Source organism: Vibrio sp. A1-b2, assembly GCF_021726015.1.
Lineage (GTDB): Bacteria > Pseudomonadota > Gammaproteobacteria > Enterobacterales > Vibrionaceae > Vibrio > Vibrio diazotrophicus.
On record NZ_JAKKCI010000017.1, the window covers coordinates 17,260 to 29,563 of the forward strand.

Sequence of the window (12,304 nt, forward strand, 5' to 3'; positions counted from 1 at the left end):
ATCGCTTTCCTGTTTGAGAGTTACTTGTTCAAGAATCTATTGAGCAAACGCTTAAGCGGCGTAGTTAATGGCATGCAACTGGTGAATTTGCGGCAAATTAAACTCGTTAGCCTCTTTATGTAAATGTGCAAGTTCTTCAAAGTTATCGATAAGTAACTGAGTTAACTCTGGGTCAAAGTGCTTACCTTTTTGGTCAATAAATTCTTGTAGAACTTCTTCTTTCGCCCAAGCATTCTTGTATGGACGCTTGCTCAGTAGGGCGTCAAATACATCTGCAATCGCCACAATGCGGGCAAAAATATGGATCTCTTCTCCTGCTTTTCCGCATGGGTAGCCGTTACCATCCCACTTCTCATGATGTTCATGCGCGATGATACAAGCCATTTGCATTAGGTGAGAATCGCTCCCTTGTAGCAAGTTTCGGCCAACTTCGGAATGTTTTTTAACCACCTCAAACTCTTCTTTGGTGAGTCTGCCCGCTTTGTTTAGTATCGCATCAGGAACTGCGATTTTGCCCACATCGTGAAGCGGACTTGCGGTATAAATAGTGGTCACCTCTTCATGGCTGAGACCATAAAGCATACCTAATTTGCTTGCAACGCAGGCAACACGTCGAACGTGCAACCCCGTTTCATCTGAACGGTTTTCAAGTATGTCGCCCAAAACTTGGATGATTTCTTGTTTTTCTGCAAATCGTTTTTGACGTTCTGATTCCAGTTGATTTTCATAGGCCACTAAACTGGAGATCTCACGCAGCATCACTATGATGGAATCATGTTCATCGCGATAACGTACCATGCCTTTGTATTTGTAGAAATACAACTCATAAGGAGTACCGTGGATATTGACGATGTTGTACAGGTGCTTGTTGGTTTTATCCGAATCACTGATGGTATTGAAATCAGGGATGAGTTTGTTAACGTTAAATTCTTTATCGTCTAGGTTCACATCCCAATAATTTTGATTATCACCTTCGAGGGATTGTAGTGAGAGTATCTTGTGACCTAAACCATTGGCGTGGCGGATATAGCCTTGGTTATCAACACCAAACAGAGGCTGGTCAATACTTTCGATAATCGACAGCAACTGGTTCTTGTTGTTGAGCACTTCTCTGTGGCTCCGTTTGATCTCTTCCAGTTCTTGGTTTGAGTTAGACGATAATTTTTGGTACTCGTAACAGGTGATAGCCTCTCCACGGTCAAAGTAACCGTGAATTAATGAAATCACCCAGTTAATATCATCATGGCTGGCATCCAGCGATTGAATTAAAGTGATGTAAGCCTGACGATAATGTTTTAGTAACCCCGTGTACATATAGAGCTCTATGGCTCTTTTTTGATGCACGATGGCACGATCACTGAAATAAGCTGTGATTTCTTCATCCCAATCATTAAGTTCTATACGGATATTCGGATCAAGGGTGTGTACTTTGTCGTTAGATAGCAAAGTATTTAAACCTTTGGAAACGCCAACAATGGACTCTCTCCAAGCCGCACTGGTGTTTGATGTATAGGCAATATAGCCGTACTGGTTCCCTAATGTAATGACATTGTCCGTTAGAATGTCAGTGCTATCTGTGATGAGCTTTTTCGCTTTTTCAGTAATAGACATAATGATTATGGGTTTGGTGAATAGACGGTTTAATTTTAACCTGTTTTGCTGAGGGAATTACGGCGTGGAGTGAGAGATAAGGGTTATCTGACAACGCTTTGGCTTTGTACCTATTCGAAAAATGGCACAAGTAAAGATGGGGTTAATTAATATAGATTACCAATAGATTTGGCTTATAAATCGAGGCTAAATCAATGTCGAGATATCAATGGATACTGACGTTACAGAGTGGTCGGTTTCAGTAATAGGTTATCGAGTCAGCCAAGTGCGAGGATTTTCAGCACGGCTATTACGTCGCACCTCGAAGTATAGGCTAGGTCGGGATTGACCGCCGGTATCGCCAGCCAACGCAATGGTTTCACCAGCGGTAACCTTATCGCCCTCTTTTTTCATCAAAGACTGATTGAAACCATATAAGGTCATGTCACCTTTACCATGATCTAACAGGACGACTAAACCATAACCTCGAAGATATTCCGCAAATACAACCGTGCCCGGATAGACCGCAGTGACGGCTTGGCCATAATTGGCAGATATCACGATGCCTTTCCAATCCACCTGACCGGTTTGACGCTCGCCAAAATTATGCAAAACGGAGCCCTTAATTGGCCAAGCGAGTTTGCCGCGTTGCTGGCTTATACCATCCATAGGGATGGCATTACGTTTCGCTGCTTTGGCTATTTCAGCTTTCAGACGTGTTTCATTACGTTGCAGTTCTGCAAGATACACTTTGTCGCCTGAGATGCTCTTCTGAATCTTGTTTACCGTGCCTTTACGCTGAGACTGGGTCTTTGCTAGCTGATCACGTTTTTGGGTTTGTTCTTCTAACAACGAGGCAATTTGGTCTCGTTCTAGCTGTATCTGTTTCTGGCTTTCTTCGAGCTGTTCTCTAGTCTGTTTCAGCGCTTGAATGGTCTCACTACGTGCTTTGGCTAAATGTTGGAAGTATTGACTGATGCGGTCTTCTTCCACGTTGTTGTTGAGTAAGTTGCCGTTTGCGGTTGAGTTTTTAGTGATGTAATAAGTCTGAAGCAGTTGTTCTAACTTATCAGCTTGCTGTGTGCGCTTTGCTTCGAGTTCTTTTATTTTCGCTTGAAGTTTACTGATGTTTTTATTTGCAGATGTGAGCTCTCTTTTGCTGTCTTTGATCTGCTTTTCAAGATTCGAAATATTAATCTCTTGTTGTTTCAGAGATTGTTGTAATTGATCAAGCTGGCTCTGTTGTTTGGTCAACTCTTGTTTCTGGCGAGATATTTCTCCAGTCACGCCTTTCAGTTCTTGCTGCGAAGCTGCAAAAACATTGGACACAGACAAAACAGAAAAACAGAAAAACAACGTCACTGTTATGTGGACGAGGTTGTGCTTTAGGTAGTGTCGTAACGTGATTGTCATGTAGGGAGTATGTTCGCCAATAGATTCAATGAGTAACCAGTATACTCAAAGAGTGGAATGAGGCGAGTGCCGGATGCAAAAACTTTGTCATAGTATTTGCCTTATAGCGAAATTTGGCGATAAAAAAGCCCTAACTGAGTTAGGGCTTCCACAATCACTTCGCAAGTTCTACTTATTTGTAAATAACTTGACCAGACATTTCTGCTGGAATTTCAGTATCAGTCAAAGCAAGCATCGTTGGTGCTAGGTCTGACAGTTTACCGCCTTCGATAAACTCGATGTCTTTGCTACCAACATACACTAGAGGTACTGGAAGGCTAGTGTGTGCAGTATGTACGCCACCCGTTTCTGGGTTGATCATCATTTCTGCGTTACCGTGGTCAGCCGTGATAAGTAGTTGACCATCCACTTCTTTGATTGCTTCAACAACACGACCGATACATTCGTCAACCGCTTCACAAGCTTTAACTGCCGCTTCGTACACACCTGTGTGACCAACCATGTCGCCGTTCGGGTAGTTACAGATGATAGCGTCGTATTTGCCAGATTTGATAGCCGCTACAAGTTTATCCGTTAGCTCAGCAGAGCTCATTTCTGGTTGAAGGTCGTAAGTTGCCACTTTTGGTGAAGCAACAAGTTGACGCTCTTCACCAGCAAATTCATTCTCAACGCCACCGTTGAAGAAGAAAGTTACGTGTGCGTATTTCTCAGTTTCAGAGATACGTAGCTGAGTTTTACCTGCTTTCGATAACCATTCACCGTAAGTGTTTTCTAGTGATGCTGGTGGGAAAGCGGCTGGTAGTGGAATGTCTGCAGCGTATTGAGTCAGCATCACAAAGTTAAGAGCAGGGAATACTTTACGCTCGAAACCAGCAAAATCAGTAACGAAAGTGCGAGTGATTTGACGCGCACGGTCAGCACGGTAGTTCATGAATAGAACCGCGTCACCGTCTTGCATTGCAGCAGACTCTTGGCCTTCTGCGCGGAGTTCTGTAGCTTTAACGAACTCATCGTTTTCATCACGAGCGTATGCCGCTTCTAGAGCTGCTAGAGCAGAGTCGAAAGTGAAATCACCTTTAGCTGCAGTTAATAGGTCGTAAGCTTTTTCTACACGTTCCCAGTTGTTGTCGCGGTCCATAGCGTAGTAACGACCAACTAAAGATGCGATACGGCCTTTACCTAGTTTTGCGAACAGTTCATCAAAACGTTGTAGAGAACCTTCAGCGCTACGTGGCGGTGTATCACGACCATCTAGGAAGCAGTGTAGGTAAATCTTCTCTGCGCCACGAGCTGCTGCTAATTCGATAGCTGCGTAGATGTGATCTTCGTGAGAGTGAACACCACCTGGAGACATAAGACCCATTAGGTGAACCGCTTTACCAGCAGTAACGGCGTTATCAATTGCTGTTACTAGTGCTTCGTTTGTTTGGAAATCACCGTCAGCGATAGATTTAGTGATGCGAGTTAGGTCTTGATAAACAATACGACCTGCGCCGATGTTAGTGTGGCCTACTTCAGAGTTACCCATTTGACCGTCAGGCAGACCTACATCCATACCAGAAGCCGAAATCAGAGTATTTGGGTTGTTTGCCATCAATGCATCCATCACAGGAGTGTTCGCATTGTTGATAGCATTGTTGCTGCTGTCTTCACGGTAACCCCAACCGTCAAGAATCACTAGAGCCATTGGCTTCTTAGCTGACATACTTATAACCTCGTCAAATTCAAAGTAACTAAAAACTGAAATTAGCGTAATTTTACTACACTTTATAGCCGTTACTGTAGGGCAAGATCAATGATTCTCCCTATCGTTGCAATAAAATGTAGCCAATTGATCAAAAAAATTGTCTCAAATTGCTAGTTTATTCTTATAGTTAGTAAACTAAAAATAGTTCGTTAGTAGACCAAAATACTTGTTCCAGCGACGGCGACAATGGCGCCTAGCCAAGCAAAACGGTTCGGCCTTTGCTTGGTATAGATCCAAAGTATAGGCAATAGCATGATAGGTGTAGTGGAAGAAAGCAGAGCAACCATACCTACATTACCCTCCCGCAGGGCATACAAGATCAGCGTCATGCCCAGCGCCATACCGATAAAACCGTTGATGGTAGTAATACCAAAAATTTTCCAATTCATTTTCTGAGTCGGGCGTGCAACGCGAGTTCCTGTCGCTCGTAGCATGCAGTGGGCGACAAACGCCGTCAGCATTCGGATTGAGGATGCAGCTACAGGATCAATATCTGTCTGCATAATTGGTTTTGCAATCACACCACCCAAAGCTTGGCATAGCGCTGCGGTTAATCCTAAGCCTAGCCCTATCCAAACGTTGCCATGCACCATTTCTAAATGGTTGCTGGCTTGTCCTCTTCTGCCGAAAAAGATGGCAGTCAATACACCAGAGAAAACCAGCGTTGAACCTAAGAGTTCAAGAGGCGTCATGCTTTCGCTAAAGAGAAAGTATCCCAGCACCGTTGAAAAAACGGCATGACAAGAGAAAAGTAGTCCAGACTGGCGAGGCCCCATACGGTTCAAGCAGGCAAAGAGTGCGGTATCACCGATGAATATGCCGATAAGTCCCGACAGCATCATTGGTGGAACGGCTGATGCTTCTACCGTTGACCATCCACCAGTAATCAGTGCCATTGTGGCTAAAATGGTAAACGTTGATCCCATTCTCCATCGGCTATAGGCAAAGGTTCCAAGATGTCTGGCGGGAGTAACAGAAAGTAAACTGGCAATAGCCCACAGAAACGCCGCAGCAAGCGCCAGCCATTCATAGCCCATGATTGATCCTTGAGAGGGAGAGAAAAGGGTACTCAATATGCCATCAAGATTTGGGAAAACAAAGTAAATTCATATCATTTACGATGGAAGCAACAGCAGCGTTATTGGTGCTTTTTATGGGTAGTGCAGCGACAGGAAAACTTTTTATAGCTGAAAACAAAAATCTCCCTTGTACAAGGGAGATTTTGAGAGAGGGAAAGTCGGCTAGGTGAGTATCCAGGTAGCGATATACACAATCAACAAGCCCACCACACCAATGATGACACCTGCTTTTGCCATGTCTCTGCTTTCGATTAATCCTGTTGAATACGCCAGTGAATTTGGCGGTGTAGAGACGGGCAAAATCATCCCTAAAGAAGCTGAAAACGCGACAACAACCAGCAGCCCTTGAATACCGCCAACTTCGGATAAGCTTTGCATTGATGTGCCAATTGCGGCTGCTATTGGCATCAACAAGTTCGCGGTTGCGGTATTTGACATAAAGTTCGCCATTAACCAGCAGATGATTGAGAGCGTAATAACAACGGACATTGGTGACAGAGACTCATAATCAATCGCGTGCGCGAGAGCTTTTGCTAAACCGGTTTGTTCTAAGCCAATGCCAATGGCGATACCACCGGCAACCAGCCAGAGTACGTCCCAGTTGATTTGTTTGAGCTCTTCTTTGCCCATAATGCCAGTTAAGGTAAATATCGCTAGCGGGATTACTGCTACAACATAGGTGTTCATACCGTGTAGCGAGGTTGTCATCCATAGAAGTATGGTTGCAGCAAAAGTGATGTACACCACGATAGCTCGCCAACTGCGCATAAACGTTCCTTCAAGTTTAAGCGTCATAGATGGTTGAGAAGAGGGAAATAACTTTTGTAATAAGAACCATGCGAAGGTGAGCTGGATAAAGACAAAGGGCAGACCCATCTTCATCCAAGATAAGAAACTAATACTGTGTTCACCCGTTAGGTACTGTAAAGCAATAGCATTGGGCGGTGTACCTATTGGGGTGGCAATACCACCGGTGTTTGCTGCAATAGGTATACACAACACTAAAGCTTTAATACCTAAATCGCCCTTGGGTGCCGATGCCACAATAGGCCCCAATAATGCCAGCATCATTACCGTGGTTGCGGTATTGGACATAAACATTGAAAACACAGAGGTAATCAGCATCAGACCAAGCATGATAAATCTCGGTTGAGTACCAAAAGGTTTGAGCAGTACTCGGGCTAAGTTGTTGTCCAACTCATATTTTGATGCCGCGATTGCCAGTGCAAAGCCACCCATAAATAAAATGATGATGGGAGAGGAGAATGCACTAAATATTTCAGTGTAAGGAATGAGTACACCTAACTCATGACCTTCGGAAGGTGCACGAAACCAATGCAATCCTTTATTTGAGATCATAATGAGCTCAAGAGTGATGATGAATATCGAAGTTGCAAACACAGGTACAGGCTCCAATACCCATAAGAGCGCTGCAAGTAAGAAGATCGCCAGCAATCGATGCTGTATCAGAGTGAGGTTATCAATGGGAATTGCATCTATTGGCATCATCAGGACACCAAGAGGAATCAAAAGACACACTAACAGTTTTATGAGCAACATGGGTTGCAAAGTCGGCATGGGTATATCCTCACTCCAAGAAGAATGGCTAAATCTTAACCCATTGAAATAATAGGGTCTTAGAGCGGGGTTAAAGTTTTGTTTTTTTGCTGAGATAAAAGGCGGATGTGTGGGTTAGGTCAAAAACAAAATGCCCAGACTTAGCTGGGCATTTTAAAAGATGAAGACACGCTTATTTGTTGATGTGAGCGTATGGTGTACCTAGTTGAGTCGGTACATTATTTTTCATGCTCTCATCAAAGCGGATTGCGTCTTTAGCAAACAGGTTGATGACCGTTGAACCAAGTTTAAAGCGACCCATTTCTTCGCCTTTCTTGAATGAAACTGCTTTGTTACCTGTTGCCGGATAATCCCAACGATAAACCGTGTTACCACGAGGAGGCGTTACCGTTCCTGCCCAAGTTAGTTCAATACTACCAACGATGGTTGCACCTACTAATACCTGAGCCATTGGACCGAACTCGGTATCAAAGATACAAACTACGCGTTCATTGCGTGCAAAAAGGTTTGGTACGTTTTCAGCCGTTAGTGGGTTAACTGAAAACAAATCACCCGGTACGTAAATCATCTGGCGTAAAGTGCCATCACATGGCATGTGCACTCGGTGGTAGTCGCGAGGAGATAAGTACAGTGTTGCGAATTCGCCATCACGGAACTCTTCAGCCAATTTAGCATCGCCACCTAACAGCTCTTGTGCTGAGAAGTCATGGCCTTTTGCCTGAATTAACTGCCCATTGTTGATAGAGCCAAATTGACTCACGCAAGCATCCGCTGGGTGAGTAATCACTAATTCATCTTCAACAATAGTGCGAGCGCCAGGCTTTAGTTCACGCACAAAGAATTCGTTAAATGATTTAAAATGCTTTGGATCTGAATGCAGAGCTTCATCCATGTTCACGTTATATTGTTTGATGAACCAGCGGATAACGGCTGTAGTTAGACCACCCGCCTTAGCTGAGGCTAACTTACCGACTAAGCGAGTTAAACCGTGTTGTGGAATCCAATACTGCAGTCCAACTTTAATTTTATCCATTGTCTGTCATTCCAATGTGTTTAGGTCAATAAACCAAATTGTTTGTTCTGTTCAAAAGGTCAGCAAACCTTATGCTTTGGGCGCGAGATGTTACTGAAATTCACCACAGGTGTCAGCAACTTGGTTATAAATGGCAACAAAATATCGCTACAGATCCGCTTTCTTATTACGCGAGTACTGACGATTGGCTTTGTTTTCATCCATACTTTCGATGATTCTGTGATAGTTCTCGTATCGAGTTCGGCTCACTTCACCTTTCTCAACGGCTTCTCGTAATATGCATCCAGGATCATCACCGTGTTTACAGTCTCTGAATTTACAACCGCCTAAATAAGAACGAAATTCCACATAAGCTTTTGTGATGTCATCTGCTTCTAAATGCCATAAACCAAACTCACGAACTCCCGGAGAGTCTATCAAGTCACCGCCAGATGGAATGTGGTAGAGACGAGCCGCAGTAGTTGTGTGTTGACCTAAACCTGAAGCTTCAGAGATAGCCCCTTCTTCTACCGACTCGGCTAATTCTGGCATTAGTGCATTGACTAAGCTGGATTTGCCCACGCCTGACTGACCCACGAAGATATTGATCTTATCGCGCAGTTTCTCTTCCAAAGCCTTAATGCCTTCGCCAGTTTGCTTACTGACGTAAAGCACCTCGTAACCGATGCGCTCATACTCAGCCAGAGACTCTTGATACTGCAAGCGCTGAGCGTCAGTTAATAAATCAATCTTATTGAGGACAATCAGTGGCGCAATTTCCAGTGTTTCTGAAGCGATTAGGTATCGGTCAATGATGTTGAGCGATAATTCAGGCAATACAGAAGAGACGATGATCATCTGATTAACGTTGGCAGCAACTGGTTTTAAACCGTCATAATAATCAGGGCGAGTTAATACTGAGGTTCGAGGTTCTACAGCCTCAACTACGCCGGATATTCCCGCCAGAATTTCATTGCCCGGTCGCCAAATCACTTTGTCACCAGAGACGAGACTTTCAATGCCGCGTCGTAAGTTGCAGCGATGAATCGTTCCTGTTTCCGGATCTTCAATGTCAGCATGTTGACCAAAACGAGTAATAACCAAGCCTAATTTTGCGCTTTCAAGCATCGACTCTTCCCATTGCACGGAGTCTTCTTGCTTAAGTTTGCGATGTTGGTTGTTTCTTACTCGCCTCACTTGGCCTTTAGTCAGCTTTTTTTTCTTTGCCACTATGATCTACTTTTATGAATTCGATGGTACTGATGAATTTGATTGAGTTTGGTGCCAAATTTGAAGCTCTACACATTTGAGTAAATGCGGTGAGCTAGGTTTCTTGGCTATCTGAATTTGGGTATAGTACCTCTTTTATCGACAAACCCATATAGGCACTCACTTATGTCTTATAGCGATCAAAATCTTATTTGGATCGATTTAGAGATGACTGGCTTAGACCCTGAAGCTCACAAAATCATCGAAATTGCCACTATTGTCACCGATAGTCAGTTAAATATTCTAGCGGAAGGACCTGTGTTGGCGATTCACCAACCAGAGTCAGAGTTAGACAAAATGGATGATTGGTGTACCAACACGCACACAGGTAGCGGTCTGGTAGAGCGTATTCGCCAAAGTTCAGTGACAGAAGAACAAGCCGTTGCACAAACTATTGAGTTTCTAGAAAAATGGGTTCCTCGCGGAAAATCACCGATTTGCGGTAACAGTATTGGACAAGATCGCCGTTTTCTCTATAAACATATGCCGGAATTAGAAGAGTATTTCCATTACCGCTATATCGACGTTAGTACTTTGAAAGAGCTGACTCGTCGTTGGAAACCTGAAGTGTTGGACGGTTTCTCTAAGAAGGGGAGTCACTTGGCGTTGGATGATATTCGCGAATCAATCGCAGAGCTTAAGTATTATCGTCAAACCATCATGTCGATTTAAGCGTATATACATGAATCAAACCGCGGCAATCGCTGCGGTTTTTTTATGGAACGGGTAGAAAGGCAAGTTGAGCAACACTTTGAACCACTTTGGTAATACCACGATTAGTTTTATCGGCCACGATCAAGGCCATCATGTCCTGAACCATAACCATTTTGGAAAACAACCGATCAAAGCTGATGTCGTAATCTGATTCACCCATGCGGTTTGATAACAGAAATAACTCACCTTTACTGTCTCTGCGTTGATAGAGGCGCCAGACAAAAATTTCAATGTTACGAGCGCTGTTATAAAGGGATTGCTCATTTAATGAATCGATAATGAAAAATTCCTGCTGGTGGTTGTAAGATCGCCTGAGCATCTCCGTTAACCCAACCATAGCGGCGAAAACCCGATCTCCCTGAAAGCTTTCATCGAAACTAAGAAGAATCGCATCAATACCAGTGACACCGTTTAGTTCATCAAAAATCAAAGAGGGAATTTCAATCGTATTGTAGGTGCCGAATATCTGTGCCATACGAGCGTCCACACTCATGCCGGAACTTTTTCTGAGTTGCCAAGGATTTCGAACGTAAAGTTTTCGAGTCAATTCCATCAGCATTTGTTTTTGCTGTTTGGCGTGAACATCCATAACAAAATCAACATCACTTTTCCCTAAATTGCGCATGGGTTTTGGCATTGAGCCACAACCAGATAGGAAGAAAAAAGTGGTGATCAGCACCAGCAGTAGTGAAATTTCACGCTTGAGTGGCTGAGGGATTAGTTTTCTCAATCCATTTTCCTTTTTACTTTCCTTGTCAGAAGCTTTCAAAGATGGAAGCTTTTACGAATGTCAGTTTACGCAGATTTTAGTGCTGTACGGTTAAAAATACGTCGGTCGCAAAATAAGTTGCAAATAATTCTGTCAGAATAACGGTTTATCTCGCATAATGCGTGGGCTCGAATTTAAGTGAAACCTTAAATGACTAACCGAGACTGGTGGTCTTTTAAGCAAAATGCGCTGTTTGCGGATGCTTTTTAGTCAAGCGATAAAAAAAAGAATTTTTTTTTCGATAAGGGCTTGCATCACACAAAAATGCTCTTATAATTCGCAGCCCTGAACAACGGAAACGTTGTTGATGCGACACTAGCTCAGTTGGTAGAGCGCAACCTTGCCAAGGTTGAGGTCACGAGTTCGAACCTCGTGTGTCGCTCCACTTTCTCTAGTTAGAAAGCGAAAGCTCTCATTGTGCTTAACAATGATTACGGACGCGGGATGGAGCAGCTTGGTAGCTCGTCGGGCTCATAACCCGAAGGTCGTTGGTTCAAATCCAGCTCCCGCAACCAAATTTAGATTAAACGCAAAATGCGGTTAATCATGCGACACTAGCTCAGTTGGTAGAGCGCAACCTTGCCAAGGTTGAGGTCACGAGTTCGAACCTCGTGTGTCGCTCCACTTTCTTTAGTTAGAAAGCGAAAGCTCTTATTGTGCTGAACAATGACATGCGACACTAGCTCAGTTGGTAGAGCGCAACCTTGCCAAGGTTGAGGTCACGAGTTCGAACCTCGTGTGTCGCTCCAGTTTGAAGAGTTGCACACCCTTTAGAGCGCAAGCTTGCCAAGGTTGAGGTCACGCCTTTTTGTTAAGAAATGGAAACCTCGTGTGTCACTACAAATTCCTTTCTTTAAGTAGAAAGTAAAGCTCTCATTGTGCTTAACAATGATACGGACGCGGGATGGAGCAGCTTGGTAGCTCGTCGGGCTCATAACCCGAAGGTCGTTGGTTCAAATCCAGCTCCCGCAACCAAATTTAGATTAAACGCAAAATGCGGTTAATCGTGCGACACTAGCTCAGTTGGTAGAGCGCAACCTTGCCAAGGTTGAGGTCACGAGTTCGAACCTCGTGTGTCGCTCCAGTTTGAAGAGTTGCACACCCTTTAGAGCGCAAGCTTGCCAAGGTTGAGG

The 12,304-nt window shown here is 43.9% G+C and carries 9 protein-coding genes and 6 tRNA genes; 7 read left to right on the top strand and 8 right to left on the bottom strand.

Annotation, left to right across the window (positions count from 1 at the left end; all coding sequences use genetic code 11):
- Window positions 1–51 precede the first annotated feature (51 nt).
- The 7 genes from L3V23_RS20655 to rsgA all read right to left on the bottom strand — a co-directional run bounded on the left by L3V23_RS20655 (window position 52) and on the right by rsgA (window position 9,649).
- The gene (locus tag L3V23_RS20655) at window positions 52–1,611 is read right to left on the bottom strand and encodes an HD domain-containing phosphohydrolase (protein WP_102967321.1); all 1,560 of its coding nucleotides are present in this window, start codon (window positions 1,609–1,611) and stop codon (window positions 52–54) included.
- Window positions 1,612–1,860: 249 nt separating this feature from the next.
- Window positions 1,861–3,003: a murein hydrolase activator EnvC gene (locus L3V23_RS20660; protein ID WP_102967320.1), complete on the bottom strand. Its 1,143-nt coding sequence runs from the start codon at window positions 3,001–3,003 to the stop codon at window positions 1,861–1,863.
- 172 nt (window positions 3,004–3,175) lie between these two features.
- A complete protein-coding gene (gene gpmM / locus L3V23_RS20665) occupies window positions 3,176–4,708 on the bottom strand; it encodes a 2,3-bisphosphoglycerate-independent phosphoglycerate mutase (RefSeq protein WP_042490211.1) in 1,533 nt (510 codons plus the stop codon).
- A 191-nt stretch (window positions 4,709–4,899) separates the two neighbouring features.
- Window positions 4,900–5,787 (bottom strand): DMT family transporter, encoded by an 888-nt coding sequence (locus tag L3V23_RS20670; RefSeq protein WP_237292924.1) that lies wholly within the window; start codon window positions 5,785–5,787, stop codon window positions 4,900–4,902.
- Between the two features lie 204 nt (window positions 5,788–5,991).
- The gene (locus L3V23_RS20675; RefSeq protein ID WP_237292927.1) at window positions 5,992–7,407 is read right to left on the bottom strand and encodes an SLC13 family permease; all 1,416 of its coding nucleotides are present in this window, start codon (window positions 7,405–7,407) and stop codon (window positions 5,992–5,994) included.
- Between the two features lie 172 nt (window positions 7,408–7,579).
- Window positions 7,580–8,440: an archaetidylserine decarboxylase gene (asd, locus tag L3V23_RS20680; RefSeq protein WP_042490217.1), complete on the bottom strand. Its 861-nt coding sequence runs from the start codon at window positions 8,438–8,440 to the stop codon at window positions 7,580–7,582.
- A gap of 147 nt (window positions 8,441–8,587) precedes the next feature.
- Window positions 8,588–9,649 carry a small ribosomal subunit biogenesis GTPase RsgA gene (gene rsgA / locus L3V23_RS20685; protein WP_042490219.1) on the bottom strand — a complete coding sequence of 354 codons (1,062 nt, stop codon included), beginning with the start codon at window positions 9,647–9,649 and terminating at the stop codon, window positions 8,588–8,590.
- Window positions 9,650–9,814: 165 nt separating this feature from the next.
- Here rsgA and orn point away from each other — a divergent pair, with 165 nt between their 5' ends.
- The gene (orn, locus tag L3V23_RS20690; protein WP_042490222.1) at window positions 9,815–10,360 is read left to right on the top strand and encodes an oligoribonuclease; all 546 of its coding nucleotides are present in this window, start codon (window positions 9,815–9,817) and stop codon (window positions 10,358–10,360) included.
- Window positions 10,361–10,403: 43 nt separating this feature from the next.
- On the opposite strand, the gene L3V23_RS20695 is transcribed toward orn, so the two are convergent.
- The gene (locus L3V23_RS20695) at window positions 10,404–11,096 is read right to left on the bottom strand and encodes a hypothetical protein (RefSeq protein WP_102967325.1); all 693 of its coding nucleotides are present in this window, start codon (window positions 11,094–11,096) and stop codon (window positions 10,404–10,406) included.
- Between the two features lie 384 nt (window positions 11,097–11,480).
- Between L3V23_RS20695 and L3V23_RS20700 the strand changes: the two genes are divergently transcribed.
- From L3V23_RS20700 to L3V23_RS20725, 6 genes are all read left to right on the top strand, one after another.
- Window positions 11,481–11,556, top strand: a tRNA-Gly gene (locus L3V23_RS20700).
- 53 nt (window positions 11,557–11,609) lie between these two features.
- A tRNA-Met gene (locus L3V23_RS20705) sits at window positions 11,610–11,686 on the top strand.
- Window positions 11,687–11,719: 33 nt separating this feature from the next.
- Window positions 11,720–11,795, top strand: a tRNA-Gly gene (locus L3V23_RS20710).
- 49 nt (window positions 11,796–11,844) lie between these two features.
- Window positions 11,845–11,920 (top strand) — tRNA-Gly (locus L3V23_RS20715).
- A 149-nt stretch (window positions 11,921–12,069) separates the two neighbouring features.
- Window positions 12,070–12,146 (top strand) — tRNA-Met (locus L3V23_RS20720).
- 33 nt (window positions 12,147–12,179) lie between these two features.
- Window positions 12,180–12,255, top strand: a tRNA-Gly gene (locus L3V23_RS20725).
- The last annotated feature ends 49 nt before the right edge of the window (window positions 12,256–12,304 follow it).

What these genes read in the sequence shown, in the direction of transcription:
- L3V23_RS20655 (WP_102967321.1), bottom strand. Translation starts at nt 1,611, where the DNA reads ATGTCTATTACTGAAAAAGCGAAAAAGCTCATCACAGATAGCACTGAC.
- L3V23_RS20660 (WP_102967320.1), bottom strand. Translation starts at nt 3,003, where the DNA reads ATGACAATCACGTTACGACACTACCTAAAGCACAACCTCGTCCACATA.
- gpmM (WP_042490211.1), bottom strand. Translation starts at nt 4,708, where the DNA reads ATGTCAGCTAAGAAGCCAATGGCTCTAGTGATTCTTGACGGTTGGGGT.
- L3V23_RS20670 (WP_237292924.1), bottom strand. Translation starts at nt 5,787, where the DNA reads ATGGGCTATGAATGGCTGGCGCTTGCTGCGGCGTTTCTGTGGGCTATT.
- L3V23_RS20675 (WP_237292927.1), bottom strand. Translation starts at nt 7,407, where the DNA reads ATGCCGACTTTGCAACCCATGTTGCTCATAAAACTGTTAGTGTGTCTT.
- asd (WP_042490217.1), bottom strand. Translation starts at nt 8,440, where the DNA reads ATGGATAAAATTAAAGTTGGACTGCAGTATTGGATTCCACAACACGGT.
- orn (WP_042490222.1), top strand. Translation starts at nt 9,815, where the DNA reads ATGTCTTATAGCGATCAAAATCTTATTTGGATCGATTTAGAGATGACT.